General features: G+C 69.0%; 21 protein-coding genes and 4 pseudogenes. 3 read left to right on the forward strand and 22 right to left on the reverse strand.

From position 1 onward, the window contains the following. Positions 1-6: 6 nt before the first annotated feature. A pseudogene (locus G7085_RS00685) lies at positions 7-887 on the reverse strand (PHP domain-containing protein). Beyond that, positions 884-1,591, reverse strand: a complete 708-nt coding sequence (locus G7085_RS00690) for a LysR substrate-binding domain-containing protein (RefSeq protein ID WP_197509645.1) — start codon at positions 1,589-1,591, stop codon at positions 884-886. Before G7085_RS00690 ends, G7085_RS00685 begins: the two are co-directional and overlap by 4 nt. 62 nt (positions 1,592-1,653) lie before the next feature. Here G7085_RS00690 and G7085_RS00695 point away from each other — a divergent pair, with 62 nt between their 5' ends. Both G7085_RS00695 and G7085_RS00700 read left to right on the forward strand, forming a co-directional pair. Further along, positions 1,654-1,881, forward strand: a complete 228-nt coding sequence (locus G7085_RS00695; RefSeq protein WP_197509646.1) for a DUF5997 family protein — start codon at positions 1,654-1,656, stop codon at positions 1,879-1,881. 188 nt (positions 1,882-2,069) lie between these two features. Next, positions 2,070-2,429 (forward strand): DUF2505 family protein, encoded by a 360-nt coding sequence (locus G7085_RS00700; protein WP_197509647.1) that lies wholly within the window; start codon positions 2,070-2,072, stop codon positions 2,427-2,429. A gap of 54 nt (positions 2,430-2,483) precedes the next feature. Here the strand turns inward: G7085_RS00700 and G7085_RS00705 are convergent, their stop codons facing one another. From G7085_RS00705 to G7085_RS00720, 4 genes are all read right to left on the reverse strand, one after another. Further along, a complete protein-coding gene (locus tag G7085_RS00705) occupies positions 2,484-2,750 on the reverse strand; it encodes a hypothetical protein (protein ID WP_197509648.1) in 267 nt (88 codons plus the stop codon). Then, positions 2,750-2,989 carry a Ku family protein gene (locus G7085_RS00710; RefSeq protein ID WP_197509649.1) on the reverse strand — a complete coding sequence of 80 codons (240 nt, stop codon included), beginning with the start codon at positions 2,987-2,989 and terminating at the stop codon, positions 2,750-2,752. The genes G7085_RS00705 and G7085_RS00710 overlap by 1 nt, the downstream gene beginning before the upstream one ends. Further along, positions 2,974-3,504: a non-homologous end joining protein Ku gene (ku, locus tag G7085_RS00715; protein ID WP_197509650.1), complete on the reverse strand. Its 531-nt coding sequence runs from the start codon at positions 3,502-3,504 to the stop codon at positions 2,974-2,976. Before ku ends, G7085_RS00710 begins: the two co-directional genes overlap by 16 nt. Positions 3,505-3,570: 66 nt before the next feature. Beyond that, positions 3,571-3,765: a hypothetical protein gene (locus G7085_RS00720; protein ID WP_197509651.1), complete on the reverse strand. Its 195-nt coding sequence runs from the start codon at positions 3,763-3,765 to the stop codon at positions 3,571-3,573. Between the two features lie 653 nt (positions 3,766-4,418). Here G7085_RS00720 and G7085_RS23020 point away from each other — a divergent pair. Then, complete coding sequence (locus G7085_RS23020; RefSeq protein ID WP_331715895.1) at positions 4,419-4,580, forward strand: Rv3235 family protein; 162 nt, start codon at positions 4,419-4,421, stop codon at positions 4,578-4,580. Positions 4,581-4,661: 81 nt separating this feature from the next. Here the strand turns inward: G7085_RS23020 and secA are convergent. From secA to G7085_RS00805, 16 genes and pseudogenes are all read right to left on the reverse strand, one after another. After that, a pseudogene (gene secA, locus G7085_RS00730) lies at positions 4,662-7,427 on the reverse strand (preprotein translocase subunit SecA); the annotation flags it as partial. A 125-nt stretch (positions 7,428-7,552) separates the two neighbouring features. Continuing rightward, the gene (gene hpf, locus G7085_RS00735; protein ID WP_197509652.1) at positions 7,553-8,152 is read right to left on the reverse strand and encodes a ribosome hibernation-promoting factor, HPF/YfiA family; all 600 of its coding nucleotides are present in this window, start codon (positions 8,150-8,152) and stop codon (positions 7,553-7,555) included. A gap of 167 nt (positions 8,153-8,319) precedes the next feature. Beyond that, a complete protein-coding gene (locus tag G7085_RS00740) occupies positions 8,320-8,472 on the reverse strand; it encodes a ComF family protein (RefSeq protein WP_197509653.1) in 153 nt (50 codons plus the stop codon). Continuing rightward, the gene (locus G7085_RS00745; protein ID WP_197509654.1) at positions 8,439-8,948 is read right to left on the reverse strand and encodes a ComF family protein; all 510 of its coding nucleotides are present in this window, start codon (positions 8,946-8,948) and stop codon (positions 8,439-8,441) included. Before G7085_RS00745 ends, G7085_RS00740 begins: the two co-directional genes overlap by 34 nt. 49 nt (positions 8,949-8,997) lie before the next feature. Further along, positions 8,998-9,825, reverse strand: coding sequence for an LpqB family beta-propeller domain-containing protein (locus tag G7085_RS00750; RefSeq protein ID WP_197509655.1), 828 nt, complete (start codon positions 9,823-9,825; stop codon positions 8,998-9,000). Positions 9,826-9,880: 55 nt separating this feature from the next. Then, positions 9,881-10,120, reverse strand: a pseudogene (locus tag G7085_RS00755) (GerMN domain-containing protein); the annotation flags it as partial. Between the two features lie 61 nt (positions 10,121-10,181). Beyond that, positions 10,182-10,688 (reverse strand): hypothetical protein, encoded by a 507-nt coding sequence (locus G7085_RS00760; protein WP_197509657.1) that lies wholly within the window; start codon positions 10,686-10,688, stop codon positions 10,182-10,184. Between the two features lie 31 nt (positions 10,689-10,719). After that, positions 10,720-11,697, reverse strand: a complete 978-nt coding sequence (mtrB, locus tag G7085_RS00765; protein ID WP_197509658.1) for an MtrAB system histidine kinase MtrB — start codon at positions 11,695-11,697, stop codon at positions 10,720-10,722. Between the two features lie 8 nt (positions 11,698-11,705). Next, positions 11,706-12,113 (reverse strand): hypothetical protein, encoded by a 408-nt coding sequence (locus G7085_RS00770; RefSeq protein ID WP_197509659.1) that lies wholly within the window; start codon positions 12,111-12,113, stop codon positions 11,706-11,708. A gap of 108 nt (positions 12,114-12,221) precedes the next feature. Beyond that, positions 12,222-12,859, reverse strand: a pseudogene (gene mtrA / locus G7085_RS00775) (MtrAB system response regulator MtrA). A 450-nt stretch (positions 12,860-13,309) separates the two neighbouring features. Next, on the reverse strand, positions 13,310-13,783 hold the full coding sequence (locus G7085_RS00780; RefSeq protein ID WP_197509660.1) for a hypothetical protein: 474 nt from the start codon (positions 13,781-13,783) through the stop codon (positions 13,310-13,312). After that, on the reverse strand, positions 13,780-13,962 hold the full coding sequence (locus G7085_RS00785; protein WP_197509661.1) for a hypothetical protein: 183 nt from the start codon (positions 13,960-13,962) through the stop codon (positions 13,780-13,782). The genes G7085_RS00780 and G7085_RS00785 overlap by 4 nt, the downstream gene beginning before the upstream one ends. A 748-nt stretch (positions 13,963-14,710) precedes the next feature. Continuing rightward, positions 14,711-15,253: a hypothetical protein gene (locus G7085_RS00790; RefSeq protein WP_197509662.1), complete on the reverse strand. Its 543-nt coding sequence runs from the start codon at positions 15,251-15,253 to the stop codon at positions 14,711-14,713. Between the two features lies 1 nt (position 15,254). Continuing rightward, the gene (locus tag G7085_RS00795) at positions 15,255-15,410 is read right to left on the reverse strand and encodes a hypothetical protein (protein WP_197509663.1); all 156 of its coding nucleotides are present in this window, start codon (positions 15,408-15,410) and stop codon (positions 15,255-15,257) included. A 44-nt stretch (positions 15,411-15,454) separates the two neighbouring features. Continuing rightward, a complete protein-coding gene (locus G7085_RS00800; protein ID WP_197509664.1) occupies positions 15,455-15,958 on the reverse strand; it encodes a hypothetical protein in 504 nt (167 codons plus the stop codon). Positions 15,959-15,969: 11 nt separating this feature from the next. Next, positions 15,970-16,581 carry a YqgE/AlgH family protein gene (locus G7085_RS00805; protein WP_197509665.1) on the reverse strand — a complete coding sequence of 204 codons (612 nt, stop codon included), beginning with the start codon at positions 16,579-16,581 and terminating at the stop codon, positions 15,970-15,972. Positions 16,582-16,775 lie beyond the last annotated feature (194 nt).

Raw genomic sequence — 16,775 nt, forward strand, 5'->3', positions numbered from 1 at the left:
CGTCCCCTACCCTAGCCGACTCCCACCGGGAGCCCGCTCAGACGACGCCCCGCGATGCCGGATCCGACCGATCAGATCGCGGTAGGCGGAGGGCCGCGTCAGGTTCGCCCCAAGCGGGTGGTTCTTCTTCCCGAGGCCGTGGTAGTCGCTGGAACCCGTGCGGACGAGGCCGAGGCGGGCGCCCATCTCGAACAGCAGCGACCGGGTGTCCTCGTCGTGGTCGGGATGGTCAACCTCGATCCCCTCGAGATCATGGGAACGGATCAGTTCCTCCAGATACGGTGCGGGCAACACATCACGGTTGCCCCTGCCCCAGGGGTGGGCGATCACGGCGACGCCCTTCGCGGCGTGCACCAGGTCGATTCCACGCTCCAGCGCGACAGCGTAGCGGTGCACGTAGCCCGGCATACCCTCGGCGAGCCAGGTGCGGAACGCCTCGTCCCGGTCGGCGACGTATCCCTTCGCGACCATCGCGTCGGCGACATGTGGGCGCCCGACGGCCGGGGCACCGCCCGCGGCCTCCATCACGTCCTCGATCGTGATGGGCACGCCCGCGGCGCTGAGCTGCTCGATCATGGCGGGCAGGCGGTCGGTGCGGCCGAACCGGATCCGGCCGAGCTCCTCGTTCAGGGCCCGGTCGAACGGGTCGCAGCCGTAGCCGAGCAGGTGGACGGAGTGCCCGTTGTGCTCGGTCGAGAGCTCGATGCCGCAGAGCACCTTCACCCCCGTGCGCTTGCCCGCCTCCATGGCCTCCGTGATGCCCCGAAGGAGTCATGGTCGGTGAGGGCCACGACGTCGAGCCCGGCCTCCTGTGCCTTCAGCACAAGGCTCGTCGGCGTGTCCGTGCCGTCCGACACGCGCGAGTGTGTGTGCAGGTCGATCCTCATGCGCACATCCTAGTGGGGACCACGCCGACGCATGCGGCGGTTGTGTGGAACGGACCCGGGCCCCGGGTGGTCCAACGACGGCGGATCAGTGGTGACGGCCTCCCCGCCTTCCCTTCGGAGCGGGCCGCTGCCTGCCGGCCGGGCCTTCGGGCCGGGCCGCTGTTTCCCGGCTCCCGTCTCCGGGCCCGGGCCCCGGGGCGTTGCGCCTGTGTCCGGGAGCTGTTGACGGTGCGGCCCCGCACGACGCCGATGAACTCCTCCAGCAGTGGGTTCTCGTCATCGCGTAGCCACGCGAGCACGACGGAGGTGGGTTCGGCGTCGGTGACGAGGCGGTAGACCATGTCGCGGCGCGACCCGTTCCTGGCCACCGACATGGGCACCCGCAGCACGGCGGCGGAGTAGCTGGCCAGGTCGATGCTTGCCTGGTCGGAGGCGTACAGCACGTTCTCGTCGGCGAGGTCGGCCGTCGAGAGTTCGTCCAGCTCGGCCAGCACATGGTCCTTCGACAACCAGGCGACGGGGAGCTCGTCGTAGAGAGGGATGGCGTGCAGGCCCTCCCTGTCGAGGGGCAGCCGGCTGAAACACATGTCGACGCTGCCCGAGACAAGGGCATGGCGCTGGCCGGCCTCGTCGACGTCGACCACCTGCATGGGCACGCCTGGGAACCGCTCGCCCCAGATCCGCTCCCACTTGGTGAGCGTCACGCCTGGCACCTTCCCGATGCGGAGATTCGTCACACCGGTGAGGCTACCCGTAGGCTGCGACCATGAGCCAGAAGCTGAAGCCGATGACCGCCGCGGCGAAGCTGGGCATCTTCCTGCCCGCCGCCCCAGCCGAGTTCCGGGAGTCCCCGCACACCCGTGAGGAGCTCGACGAACTGCGCGACAACCCGCCCGCGTGGCTGGTGGACCTGCGCCGCAACGGGCCGTTCCCGCGCGACGTGGTGGCGCAGAAGCTCGGCGTGTCCCGTTCCGGTCTCGCCCGGCGGGCGTGACCGATGCCCTCACCGCCGACGAGATCGGTGAACTGCTGGCGGCCCGCCGGAGTGGCTGGTGCGCGAGCGTGAGACGCACCGTTCGGTGCTGAGCGAGAAGGCGGCCGAGGGGAAGCGCTGAGCCGGGTTGTTCAACCCCCACGGCTACCCTCCGGGTTGTTCACCCCTCACCGCTACCCTTGGGTGCCATGAAGCTTGACTACGCCCACACCTATGACGCGGACCCGCAGCGGGTCGTCGCCCTGATGCGAACAAAGGACTTCCTCGAGGACGTCGCCAACCATGCCGGCGCCGTGTCCCATGACGTGGAGGTGACCGACGACCACGCGACGCTGGGCATGAAGCTCCCGGTCCCGTCCAGCCTCCGCAAGTTCGTGGGTGAGGCCATCCAGATCAACATGATCTTCCGCTTCGCCGAGGCCCGCCAGGACGGCGTTGTACCCGGCTCGGTGGAGGTGGACGTGCCCGGGATGCCGGTGGAGGTCAACGCCACCGCCGAGCTCCACCCCTCCGGCACCCAGACCAAGGGCACTACGCCGGCGACCTGAGGGTCCGCATCCCGCTCGTCGGCAAGAAGGTGGAGACCCAGGTGGAGCCCTTCATCACCGACGCCTTCGCGGCCTTGAGCGCAGGGCCACCGACTGGTTGGCCCGCTGACCGCTAGGACACCACGAACCCGTCGCCCGCAACAAGCTTGCGGGCGACGTCGGGTGAAGCGTCGGTGAGGAGGAGGAACACCACCTCCTCGTCATCGTCCTCCCCAGGAAGCGTTCGCGCTCCGCCTCGACCCGGTGCCCGGCGGCCTCGAGTGCCGCGCGGGTCTGGTCGGCCTCGTCCTCTTCGTGGAACGAGATCGTGGTGGGGCGCATCAGCCGGCCTTTGCGGCGGCAGCAGCCTCACGACGCTGCTTCGCGGCCTCGACGGATGCCTTGAGCGCGGCCATCAGGTCGACCACGTCCCCGACCGGTGCCGAGGTGTCGGCCGACTCGGGCATGGCGGCACCTGCCAGCTTCGCCTCGACGACCTGCAGCAGAGCCTCCCGGTAGGAGTCGCTGTAGGCGTCGGGATCGAACGTACCCTCCAACTGCCCGATCAGCAGCTTTGCCATCTCGATCTCGGCCTCGGAGACGGAGATCTCCGCCGGGGTGCGGCGAAGCCCCCATCGCGCAACTCGTCCGGCCAGTACATGGTGTGCATCAGGAGCAGGTCGTCCCGTGCCCGGATCAGGGCGAGCGATTCCCGGCTGCGGAGCGCCACCTTCACCACCGCGACCTTGTTCTCCCGGGCGAGCGCGTCGCGCAGCAGCACGTACGGCTTCTGGCCCAGGGTCTCGGCCTCCAGGAAGTAGGTCTTCTGGAAGAAGGTGGGATCGATCTCGACCTCGTCGACGAACTGGACCACGTCGACCGTCTTCAGCGTCGAGAGCGGCAGGTTAGCGAAGTCCTCGTCCTCGAGCACCGCCATCCTGCCGTCCGAGGCCTCGAAGCCCTTCGCGATGTCGGCGAACTGCACGACCTCGCCGCACACCTCGCACACCCTCTGGTACCGGATCCGGCCACCGTCGGACGAGTGCACCTGTCGGAAGCTGACGTCCTTGTCTTCGCTGGCGCCGTAGAGCCTCACGGGATGGAGACGAGCCCGAAGGATATCGTCCCCTTCCAGATGGATCGGGGCATGATGGTGCCTCCCTTACTGCCGCCGGTACTCGACGACGTCGTTCCAGAGCAGGTCGTGGTTGTTGAGCAACTCCTGCACCTGATCGGTCTCCCACACCTGGTCGATGGTCAGGCCCTTGCTGATGGCCGCCGCGTCTGCGGTGTCGGTGCCCGGCTCGTCCGCAAACCAGGCCGTGATGGAGCGGGTCGGGAGCTCGGCCAGCAGCACCTGCCCGTTGCCGGGTCGTCTCCGGCAGAGATGAGCGTGTCGTCGACCTCCGCGACAACCACCAGTCGGATGCCGTGGACAGCCAACCCGGCGACCGAGGCGAGCACGAGCGCAGCGTACTCGGCGTCCTCGGACGCGGCCCCGTCGTAGCCGAGCTCCTCGAGCAGTTCCGGGTCACCGTGTAGGCGGGGCGTGGCATCGCGAGCGGGGCGCCTCCGAGTACCGCTGACTCTTCCTCGGCGATGGGAACGAAAACCAGTTGACGATTCACGCGACCCAGCCTAGTGGCCCGCACCGACCAAAGCTCCCGCGAGGCACATGCGGGACGGGAGGTGTTGTCCGCGGTGTGGAGGGTGTTGTCCGCGACGCCCACGTGTTGTCAGGTGGGGCCCGGGCCGTTCACCGGCCGCGACCCGCTGCCTAGCGTCGGCCCATGACACAACTCACCATTCCCCGCAGGTCCAGATCCGCCGCACCGCCATCCCTGACGCTCCTGCGGAACCGCCTCCCCCGCAGGCCCTGGTGCTGATCTCCGCGGTCGTCGAGGCCATGATGGGGCGGCGGCCGCTGCACCAGCTCCGCCCGCACCTGGAGGTGCCGGCGTTCCACCAACTCGTCCACTACGTCGACGGTGGGGCTTCCGCCACACCCGGATCGCCGGGCTCCGCACCCAGATGCCCACGCTGCGGGCGGTGGAGGCGAGCGTCCGCCTTGCGGAGGCGTCGAGATGGCTCACCTGCGTGATCCGGCTGGACGCCGCGGAGAGCTTCTGGCGTTGCACCGACCTCTACGTGCTGCTCCCGAACCGGCGATGAGGCGGGCCGGGAGTCAGAAGGGGCGGCACCCGGCCACAGCCGGGCACCGCCCCACAATCGCGCCTCAGGCAGCCGACCCGGGCGACCGTGGCAGAGCTTGTATTTCTTGCCCGATCCGCAGGGGCACGGCTGGTTGCGCCCGACCTTCTCGACCGACGAGGCCGTCTGGCCGCCGCTACGAACCGCCTCGCCGCTCTCATCGGGGGCCGAGTAGCTCAGCCGCTGCTCCCCTTGCGCTCGAGGCCCTTGGCCAGGACCGTCGGCGTGGCCTCCTCAGGTTCCTCGTCCGTGGTCTCCACGGCTCCGGTCATGCCCGCCACATCGAGGGCGTGCCCTCGTCGTCGGTGACAAGGCCGACCTTGAGCTCGGGCTCGGCCGGGCGGGGCTTGACCTCCAGGTTGAACAGGTAGCCGATGACCTCCTCCATGAAGGCGTCCATCATGGCGTTGAACATGTCACCGCCCTCGCGCTGGTACTCGACCAGCGGGTCGCGCTGCGCCATGGCACGAAGCCCGATGCCCTCGCGGAGATAGTCCATCTCGTAGAGGTGCTCGCGCCACTTGCGGTCGAGGACGGTCAACAGCACCTGGCGCTCGAGCTCGCGCATGGTGTCGCTGCCCAGCTGCTCCTCGCGGGCGTCGTAGGCCGCCGCGGCGTCGGCCAGGAACATCTCCACGAGTTCCTCCTGCTGGGGCAGGTCGTCCTCGATGTCCTCCAGCTTGATCGACACCGGGTACAGCGTCTTCAACTCGGTGAACATGGTTTCCAGGTCCCAGTCCTCGTGGATGCTCTGGGTATGGGTTCGGACAACCTCGCCGACAACCCGGTCACAGGCCGCACGGAGCTGCTCCGACACGTCGACGCCGTCGATCACCTTGCGGCGGTCACCGTAGATGGTGTGACGCTGACGGTTCATCACGTCGTCGTACTTGAGGACGTTCTTGCGCATCTCGAAGTTCTGCGACTCGACCTGCTTCTGGGCACCCTCGATCGACTTGGAGACCGACTTCATGTCGATCGGGACGTCGTCGGGCACCTTCATCATGAGCAGGGCGCGCTCCAGCAGTTCGGGGCGGAACAGGCGCATCAGGTCATCGCTGAGCGACAGGTAGAACCGGGACTCACCCGGATCCCCTGACGGCCGGAACGGCCACGCAGCTGGTTGTCGATGCGACGCGACTCGTGGCGCTCCGAGCCGATCACGTACAGGCCGCCGGTCTCGACGACCTCATCGTGCTCGGCCCTGGTCTGTTCCTCGAGGGCGTGCAGGGCCGCGCCCCACGCCGCCTCGTACTCGTCCGGCGTCTCGGCCGGGTCGAGGCCCGACTTGCGCAGCTGCAGATCGGCGAGGAACTCGGGGTTGCCGCCGAGCATGATGTCGGTGCCACGGCCGGCCATGTTGGTCGACACGGTGACGGCGCCCTTCCGGCCCGCCTCCGCGACGATCCCCGCCTCCGACTCGTGGTGCTTGGCGTTCAGCACCTGGTGGGGACGTTGGCCTTCTTGAGCATCCCGGACAGCAGTTCCGACTTCTCGACCGAGGCGGTGCCGATCAGGATCGGCTGGCCCTTGGCGTGCCGGTCGGCGACGTCTTCGACGATCGCGTCGTACTTCGCCTCCTGCGTGCGGTAGATGAGGTCGGCCTGATCGACGCGCACCATGGGACGGTTGGTCGGGATCGGGATGACGCCGAGGCCGTAGATCTTCTGGAACTCCGCCTCCTCGGTCTTCGCCGTGCCGGTCATGCCGCGAGCTTGTCGTACATGCGGAAGTAGTTCTGCAGCGTGATGGTGGCCAGGGTCTGGTACTCGTCCTTGATCTGGACCCCTTCCTTGGCCTCGAGGGCCTGGTGCAGGCCCTCGTTGTAGCGGCGTCCGGCCAGGGTGCGGCCTGTGTGCTCGTCGACGATGAGAACCTCACCGGAGGCGAGGACATAGTCCTTGTCCCGCTTGAACAGTTCCTTCGCCTTGATGGCGTTGTTCAGGTAGGAGATCAGGGGCGTGTTGGCCGACTCGTAGAGGTTGTCGATGCCGAGGCGGTCCTCAACCTTCTCGATGCCGGGGCGAGCACCGCGATGGTGCGCTTCTTCTCGTCGACCTCGTAGTCGCGGTCGCGGCTGAGGGTCCGGACGATGCGCGCGAACACCGGGTACCACTCGTGGTTGTCCTCGGCGGGCCGGAAATGATCAGCGGGTGCGGGCCTCATCCACGAGGATCGAGTCGACCTCATCGACGATCGCGTAGTGGTGGCCGCGCTGCACCATGTCGTCCTTGCGGAGCGCCATGTTGTCGCGGAGGTAGTCGAAGCCGAACTCGTTGTTCGTGCCGTAGATGATGTCGCAGGCGTAGGCGACGCGGCGCTGGTCGGGGTCATCTCGGCGAGGATCGCACCGACCTCGAGCCCGAGGAAGTGGTGGATGCGGCCCATCTGCTCCGACTGGTACTTCGCCAGGTAGTCGTTGGTGGTGACGACGTGCACGCCCTTGCCGCTCAGCGCGTTCAGGTAGGCGGGCAGCGTTCCGACGAGGGTCTTTCCCTCACCGGTCTTCATCTCGGCGATGTTGCCCCAGTGCAGGGCAGCCCCACCCATCATCTGCACGTCGAAGTGCCGCTTCCCGAGGACACGCACCGATGCCTCGCGGACGGTGGCGAAGGCCTCCGGCATGATCAGGTCGAGCGACTCGCCGTCCTCGATGCGCTTTCGGAAGTTGTCCGTCTCGGCGCGGAGCTCGGCGTCGGTCATCGCCTGGAACTCCTCCTCGATGGAGTTGACCTGATCGGCCACCTTCTGGAGCTTGCGGAGCTGGGCTCCGGAGCCGAGGCCGCTCAGAAAATCCATGAATCCCACGAGGTTGTCCTTCTGTCCTGCGCCGCTCACACGGCGACGTACCGCCAGCCATCCTAACGCCCACCACCAAGCCACGCAGCACGGCGCCCGCCCCGTGCGGGGCGGGCGCCGTCCTGGCCGGTTCGTCAGGAGACGTTGAGATGGATCACACCGTAGTTGTAGGCCTTGCGACGGTAGACCACCGACGGCCGACCGGAGTCGGCGTCCTTGTAGAGGAAGAAGTCGTGACCGACCAGTTCCATCTCGTCGAGCGCCTGGGCCAGTGTCAGCGGCTCCGCCTCGAACTCCTTCTCACGCACGACCAGCGGCCCGTCGCCCGTGACCACGAGGCCGGCGACGGTGTGGGACTCGACCGAGTCCTCGTTGGCGGCGGGCTCGGCGACCTGCTGTGCCTCTGCGACGGTGGCAGCGCGGAGACCGCGGTGCGTCTTGCGGCGGTCGGCGGCCTTGCGGAGCTGCGCCTTGAGCCGGTCGAGCGCAAGCTCGAACGCCGCCATCTTGTCACTTGCCTTCGCCTCGGCGCGGACGACAGGCCCACGGCTCCGGAGCGTCAACTGCACGGTGATGGCATCTGCCGGGTCCTTCGTGTTGTCCGATGCGCTGAATTCGACCTCGACGCGGATGACGCGGTCGCGCAATCGCTCGACGCTGGTCACGCGCTCGGTGACGAGTTCCTTGAGTTCGGGGCTGATCGTGATTCGACGACCGGTGACGACGATGTCCATGCTTCCTCCGTCTGTCATGGGGCCCGTGGGCCCTACTGCCCGCCGCAGGTCTCTCCCGCTGGCGGATGGAACAACGCCGCAGGCAACCCTTGTCCCGGGTCCACCTGCGGCGCTTCCATGACGTAACGCTACCGTTACCGCGGATCAGTGTCAGCACTTTGTAGCTATCACGCACGAATGTCGACGCGTGCCACGACGGCGGCACCGATCACCGTGACTCCGGCCTCGGTGAGGGCCCTGTGCGCCTCCCGGAGCGTGGCGCCGGTGGTGACGATGTCGTCGACGATCAGGACGGGTGAGGCGGTGTATCCAGCCCGCATCGAGGCGCCGACGTTGCCCTGTCGTGCGGCGCGACCCAGCCCCATCTGGTCGCTCCCGCGCCCAGCCCGACGCGCCAGGGCCGCATGTGCAGTCCGGTGAGCCGGGCCGCACGGCGTGCCAGGCGCGCTGCATGGTCGAAGCCGCGGGCCCGTACCGCCCTCGGCAGCGAGGGAACCGGAACCAGGATCGAGTCCGCCGGCACCCCGGCAGCACCGACCGAGCGGGCGAGCAGTCGGGCCAGGAGGCGTTCGAGTTGGAGCGCACCGTCGTCCTTGTAGCGTGGGATGACGTGCTCCAGCACCGGCCGGTAGGCGCAGGCGGCCACGGCCTCGAACCCACTCGCAAGCGGGACGCGGACCGGCTCACCTTCGAGCTGCAGGGCGCACCCGGTGCAGAGGTTCCACCCGGGTTTGTGGCACCCGGGGCAGACGGAACCCAGCAGGAGGTCCGCGGCCGCGTCGAGGAATGAACTCATGTCCGGATCATCCGGAACGACGGGCGGGCGTGCACCGCCTGTCCACAGGTCAGCCGCTGTAGCCGATGGCGTCCATGTCGTCGCCGATCCGGCTCCACCTGGTGCGCGCGTCGTACCGCCAGACGGTGCCGCCGTCTGTGAGCACGGCGATGGGTCCGCCACCCTGCCTGGCGAGTGCCGTGATGCTCGCCGGCTCCTCCGAGGGCGGCGAGAGGTCCTGGATCCCGGAGCCGTCGACCTTGGTGGTGAAGACGGAGAGGTCGGCATCCGCGGTGCCTATCAGGGCGAGGGACATCTCGTCGGCCCAGGCGACCGAGGTGACGTCGGTGACGGGGCTCTTTCCTCCGCTCAACAGTGCCAGTTCCCGCCACGCCACGACCCGGGCGGGCGTCGTCGACATGACGGTGGCGACGCCCAGCTTCCGACCGCCGGGGCCGGCCAGGATCAGGGCGATGCGAGAGCCTGTGGGTGACACAGCGAAGCCCTCGATCCGCTCCCCCGGCTCATCGTCGAGGATGACCTGTTCCGTCGTCGTGTCCCGCAGGACGCGTAGCAGCACGGGCCGTCCGGTCGCGTCGTCTCCGAGCACCCACGCGACGCCGAGCACGAACTGCGGTCGGCGCAGGTTGGTCAACCCCGTCTCCACGGCGGTCAGCAGCCCGTTGCGTGGCCCGGTGAAGAGTTGGGTGCGGGTCTCGTCGACCAGAGCGATCGTGCCGCCATCGAAGGAACTCGCAAGGTCGGCATAGGCGATCCCGCCATGGGACAGCGGGTCGAACGCATCGGTCAGGATGCCGGGCACGCCTTCGCGGATGGCGAAGAGCTCGGAACTGGGCACCGCCCGCGACAGCACCTGGTAGCCCTGCTGCGTCGACAACTCGAGGACACCCTCGGCGTTTGCCTCCGGAAGAGGAAGTTCATCGCCGCGCTGGTCACGACGAGGCCGGTGACCCGGGCAGTGACGAGAGCGACCAGATCAGTTGGGCACCCATGCGACGCCGCGCCGCGTCGCCCAGCAGCGCGCTGAGACCCACCATGTCGACCGTGACCACCCCTTGGGCGTCGATGACCGCGCCCTCATCTCCGAGGGTCACGCCCGATGGCATGGCGTTGGTGACGGCACGCGCGAGCGGAAGCGACGGCCCGGCGAGGAGCGCCTCCACGATGCTCGTGGGGTGAGCTGGGTCTCCGGCATGTGGATCAGGTCGGGGACGACGTGGGAACCCGCGGTGCTCATGTAGTACACCGGCACCCGCGCGTAGTACCGCTCGAAGAGGTACCGGGAGAGCAGCAGCCCATCGGGGGCAGCCCGATGCGCCACTGGTCGCCCTGGCGCGTCAGCCCGAAGTCGTGCCCCAACTTCTCCGCGACGGCCGTGTAGTGCCCCGTCGGGTCGAGAAGTCCGACGGCGGTGCCGTCGAGGACCCCGCTCCCGGCGTCCCCCGTCACGGTGCCCTCGTAGACGACGGCGCCGTGCGGGTCCCAGGTCCGGTTCGCCTCATCCGTCAGGTACTGCCGCGCCACGGCGTAGTCGCCCTCGGGGTCGGCCATCGCCTGGAGGAAGCCCTCCACGAGTCGCGTCGGGGTGACGCCTGCCTGCGGAGGCTCGGGTGCCACATCGATGCCGGGTGGCTGCGCGGAGAAGGGGACCTCCTCGACCGGGCCGGTCGTGTCAATGGTGGCGCATCCCGTCACCGCGAGGAGCACCAGCGCTGCCACCGCCGCAACTACGCGTCTCATCGGCTCGGCCTCGCGGCATCGTCTGCGGGGATCACGGCCAGTGGTGACCCGGACAGCTCGTGCTCCGGCAGGCGGGCAGCGTCAGCCGGAACTGGGCTCCCCGGCCCGGTCTCCCCCACGCCGTCAACCAACCGCGGTGGAGTCGCGCGTCCTCCATCGAGATGGACAGGCCGAGCCCGGAGCCTCCGATGAGGCGGGTCCGGCTGGGGTCTGCCCGCCAGAACCGGTCGAACACGTGTGCCGCGTCCTCCGCCTCGAATCCCACCCCGTAGTCGCGCACGGTGACCGCGACGGCGACGTCATCGGAGGCGACCGTGATGCGCACCGGGCGCCCCTCCGCGTGCTCGAGGGCGTTGGTGAGCAGGTTGCGCACGATGCGCCGGATGCGACGCGAGTCGACCTGGGCGCTGTTGTCGGTGGTGCGAACATCGGCGGTCAGTTCGACCCCCAGCCGATCGGCAAAGCCCCGGTTGACCTCAACCTCGGCGAGTACCAAGGTGGCGACGTCGGTCTCGTCGAGCGCCAGGACGGCCGCTCCCGCGTCGAACCGGGAGATCTCGAGCAGGTCCGCGAGCATCAGGTCGAAGCGGTCGATCTCGGAGCTCATCAGCTCGACGGAGCGGCGTTCCATTGGTTCGAACGACTCCTTCGACTCGTAGAGCACGTCGGAGGCCATCTTGATGGTGGTCATCGGAGTCCTCAACTCGTGGCTGACGTCGCTGACGAACCGTTGCTGCAGGGTCGAGAGCGTCTCGAGCTCCCGGATGCGCTGCTGCAACTGGGCCGCCATCCGGTTCATCGACTTGGCCAGCGACGCCAGGTCGTCGGTGCCACGCACCTTGAGGCGCAGGTCGAGCTCACCGGAGGCCAGCTTCAGGGCGGCCTGGCTCGCCTTCCGCACGGGCCTGACGACCTGGGCGGTGACGAGGTATGCGAGCATCGACAGGGCACCGGTCATCGCCGCACCCGTCAGGAGGACCGCCGTCTGGAGCGACCTGAGAGTCCGCACCTCCGCGGTCATCGGAAAGATGTAGTAGACGGGTACCTCTCGCCCGTAGGGCCGATCAGCGACGTGCCGACCGCCCAACCCGGCTCGGATGCGGCGTCGGGATCAGTGAACACGACGCGGGTAGGACTGACGAACATCCCCTCACGCTGCTCCACCTCGGCGCGGAGGTCGGCGGGGACCGACTCGTCCCTGATGCCGACGGACACGAGGCTGGAACTCGGCCCCTGGATCACCACCCGGTACTGGGCCGCCTGCGCGTCGGCGAGGTCGGCAAGGCGGTTCAATGTCTCGTGGATGGCCACACCGCGCACGCTGGGATCCCGCAGCTGTGCCTGCATGAACCCATAGACGCCGGCCGCCTCGTTGAGGGAGGTCTCCTTCTTCGTCTGCACCACGCCCGCGGTGGCCTGGTTCATGAGAAGCACCCCGCCACGAGCAGGAGGAGGATCGACAGGGAGAGCGTGCTGAACAGGACCCTCAGCGGCAGGGAGCTCCACCACAGTTGGGCCCATCCCCGCGAGCTGTTACGCGACCTTCTCACCGGCGCGATATCCGATCCCTCGGACCGTGATCACGATCTCAGGCTTCTCGGGTCACGTTCCACCTTCGCCCTGAGGCGCTGAACGTGGACGTTGACGAGGCGGGTGTCCGCCGCGTTGCGGTAGCCCCACACCTCGTCGAGGAGGGCCTCGCGGGTGAAGACGTGGGAGGGCCGCTTCGCGAGGGCGAGGAGGAGGTCGAACTCGAGCGGGGTGAGGAGAAGCTGCTGGGTGCCGCGACGCACGACGTGTGAGGAGACGGAGATGCTCAGGTCGCCGATGAACAAGGTGTCGGTGCCGCTCTCACCGGAGTCACGCCGCAGGCGGGTGCGGATCCTGGCGATCAGCTCCTTGGCCTTGAAGGGTTTGGCGACGTAGTCGTCGGCGCCGGCCTCGAGGCCTGAGACGACATCGGCGGTGTCCGACTTGGCGGTCAGCATGATGATGGGCACGCCGGACTCGGCGCGGATCTCCTTGCACACCTCGACGCCGTCCCGGCCTGGCAGGTTGAGGTCGAGCAGCACGAGGTCGGGACGCGACGTCCGGAACTCTGTCACCGCCACGTCGCCGGTCGCACAGCGCACCGTGTCGAAGCCCTCCTGTCGAAGGACGATCTGCAGCATCTCGGACAGCGCGGCGTCATCATCGACGACGAGAATCCGGGCCCTGCCCTTTGCATCGCTCACTGGTGCCCCTCCCTAAAGCTCCTGAGTCACCATCGTAGCCAGACAGCCAAGGGAAGGGCCGCTGCGTGCGGCTACTTCCTGAGTGCTCCGCTCAGAACATGGGCATGGCCGCGAACCTGGTGAGCCTGAGCCTCGTCACGAGATCGGAGAGCTGGGCCCCGTTCTCGGTGAAGATGTCCGCCAACCCGTCGGCCTGGCCACTCCACCCGCGCCCCCGCGGACGGCCTCATACTCGGAGGCGGCGCGCTCCAGGCGGAGGCGGTGGACCTGACCCGCGCGTTGAGCGCGAAGATCCCGTCCAGACCGACGGGTTGCGGCGGGCGGAACCCCGCGCGCTGGTGAGTTCCTGATCGAGCGTCAGCCGGAGGTCCTGGAAGACGGCCTTCATCACGGTGCGGGTCTTGGCGCAGCCGTGGCGCAGTGCGCCCGTGATCTCGACGAGTTGTTCCTGCGAGGCGAGCTGCCTGGCGGCGCGTCCGCTCTGCTCCTCGGCGCCCCTCCGGTCCACTCGCGCGACTGCGAGACCACGCCACGCATGGCGTCACGGGCGTTGACGGCGCCCTTGTTCGCCGTGGCCCACGCCTCCACTCCGCGCTGGAGTGCGTCGAGCGACTCCTCGGACTGGCTGAACCACTGGTGACAGGACCTGAGCCTCGAGGTGGCGTCCTGGGTGCGGGCCCACGCCTGCTGGGCGTCGTTCCTGGCGTAGCCGGCGTAGATCTCGACGCCGGGAAGCTTCGCGGCGCGCGCAGCCTGGATCACGAGGTACGACTCGATCGCGTCGAGGTTGCGGGCCTCGTGACGAAGCGCATCCAGCTTGGAGAGGGTCCCCGTCAGGCTCGTGTAGCTGATGGCGCTCACTTGTTGATCCCTTCTGCGATCTGGACTGCGAGTTCCTCCTGCTGGTCGAAGTTCGCGGCGGTCTCGGCGAGCCGTTCGGCGATCTCCTCCTGATGGTCGCTGGACTGCTCGACGAACGTGCGCGAGTTGTCGAAGGCCACCTTGTAGGCCGGAACCGGGGCCCGCATGTGGCCGAACATGACGGCGGGGCGGGTGCGTCGAGCATCGCGTCGACGATCGGTGCCGAGAGATCGGCGACCTCGGCCCACTGCTGCGAGTCGCGGCGCAGGTCAGACGAGGCGACCGTGTAGCCCGCTCCAGGGCCGCCGTTGTAGGTCGGGGTCCCTTGGGTGAAGGTGGGCCGGAGCCCACCGTGGAGGTGTCGTCCCAGCCGGACGGCGACGGGCCATTGGTGGTGGGGTCCACCCACCGGTGTCGCTCCCGTTGGATCCGTTCGAGCCGGTGCTGCCGTTCGACCCGGAGGAGCCCGTGCTGCCCGACGTGCCGGTGCTCCCGCTCGTGCTCGGCCCGGTGCCGCCGTTCGAGCCGGTCGCGCCGGTGCTCCCGCTCGTGCTCGGGCCACCGCCGCCACCGGTCGAGCCGCCGGGGCTCCCACCGGGTCCCGTCACGCCCGGATGGCTCCCGCCGGGGCCGGTCGAGCCGCCCGGGGCGCTCCCCACGGGGAGGCCGGGAACGGCACCGCCCGTGGCGGTCGACCTGGAGTCTTGGGCGCGCCGCGGGTCGCCCTCTTCCCCGACGGACTCCCCGGCCGCCGAGGTGGGTCCGCCTCGTCCACTCCGAACCCGTTCTGGTGCAGGGCCTGTCGCACGAGCTCGGGATCGTAGGCGCCGGGCGCAGCGCTCGCCGCCTGCAGGCCGCCCGAGAGCGGTGGCGCGAAGGCCGGGCCCGCAGCGACGCGGCCCGAGCTCTGGGCGTTGCTGATCAGGGTCACGGGCATGGAGCCGGCGGCGCTCTGGACTGCACCCGCGGACTGCAGCGCCGACGCGGGGCACCCGGCAGCATGCCACCTGGGGCCATCGCGCCGGGCGCTCCGGCCGCGGCGGGCGATCCGACGCCCCGACGGAGGCCGCGGGCGCCATCATGGGCGCGGGTCCTCCCGCAGCACCGCTGCCTCCGCTCCCCCGCGGGTTCCGGAGCCACGCACCGCGGCGCCCTGCCTGGCGCGTCGCTTCCTCTCCTCCTCGGAGTCGTCGGCGCGCGTGACGGCGCCGGGCACGAGGTCGGCATCGTCACCAAGGCCCCACGGGTCATCCTCGGCGCAGCGGAGACCGACGCGTGGAGGTCCTGCTCCATGAACACGACCGCCGCGGTGCCGGCACCTGCGCTGGCCATCTGCACCCCGTCGACCGGCAGGAACGGCCTGCCGACGCTCTTCGGGTGCTTCTTCTCCGCCTCGGCGACCCGCTTGTAGTGCAGCACCGCCTCGTCGGTCAGACCGTCGTCGACGGCGTCATCCCTCTCGTCTGCCACGTCAGATTCCCTTCGACATGATCGAGCGGAGCGCGCCCCGCGCCTCCGCCAGTTCCCTGGCCAGTTCCTCATGTTCACCGGGCACGAAGACGGGCGGCCGGTATCTCGCGTATGCCTTCTCGTGGGCGCTGAGCACGGCCTCGGCGATCTCGCCCATGCGGGCGTGCTTCAGCCAGGCCTTGTCGAGCTTCAGTGTGTCGGTCAGGCCCGCCAGTGAGAGTGTGACGGTGGCATGGCCGTGGGCGCTGGTGGCGGTGACCGTCTCCCCGCGGAAGTCGGCCCAACGGACCTCCTCCGCAGGTCGGTCGGCCAGCTCGGCGGAGCGGTCCAGCAGCTCCTCGATCCTGGCGCTGATCCTCGGGTGGTCGTCCCAGGTGAGCGTCGGATCCCCTCGGGGACTTCGATGGTCGGGGCCGCGAGATCGTCGATCCCACCGACCCTCGCATTGGCAAGGAAGAACGCCTCCGCGAACGCATCCTCCAGGCGTGCAGTGCCGAGCCGCTCGCGCCACCGGGTGGACAGCCGGACCCTCCGGAGCCGCCTGGTGTCCTCATCGACCCAGATCCGCACTGCGCGGCGCGTGTCCGGGAACCCGTGCGCCGGCTGCCAGTCGCCGGCGAACTCGTCGGCGTCATCGTCCTCGGCGCCTGTCGCGACACCCTTCGGTGCCAACAGGTCGTCATCCTCGATCGCGTCGTACTGCACTGCACCCTCCCTCATACCAGGGCAAGTCTTTCAGAGACGGAGGTCAAACCGATGGGCGTTCGACGCGTCGGGTTGAGCCAGGAATCAGTTGAGGACGGGCTGCTCGGCCCAGGTCGACCACCGTCCGGTCGTTCCCCCATGCGCCGGAGCACCCGCCGCCACAGACCCTCGGGATCACCGAACACATCTTCGGGGCGCACCGTTGTGCGGAACCATGATCCGCGGATGAGTTCGCCCTCCAACTGGCCGGGCGACCATGCGGACAGCCCACGAAGATCCTGAGTTGCGTGAAGGACGATGCGAGCAGCTCGCTCGGGTAGTTGACGTCGACCACCCCGATGTCGCCGGTGATGGGCTCCCAGCCCGGAGGGTGGACTCCGATGCGGGCTCACCCAGGGCAACCACCACGTCCTGATTGACGGGCCTCCCTCGAAGACCCGGGCAGGCGGGCTCATCAACTCGGTGAAGTCGGCGAGCACGTTGTGGACGGGGATCTCGGAGACGACGTTGAGGCAGACTCCCACGGTCGCCTCGCTCTGATGCTCGATCAGGAGGACGACGGCGCGGTCGAAGTAGCCGCCGCGCCCGGGCTGGGTGGCGACGAGCAACTGGCCGACGGCCAAGGCTCCGGTGTGGTCCACAAGGCTCACTCTACAAGCCGGAGCAGGCTTTCCCGGGGAACATCTCGCTCCCACCCGGCGGCGCCGGACGGTGCGGGCCGGGGCCCGATCGGCGTGTCCGGTGCCGTGCTGACGTTGACCGCCACTGGCCCGACCCGGTGCTGCCCGCCTGCGCACACGGGCACGTGGAGGTTGTG

This window comes from Tessaracoccus coleopterorum (assembly GCF_011174705.1).
Classification (GTDB): Bacteria; Actinomycetota; Actinomycetes; order Propionibacteriales; family Propionibacteriaceae; genus Arachnia; species Arachnia coleopterorum.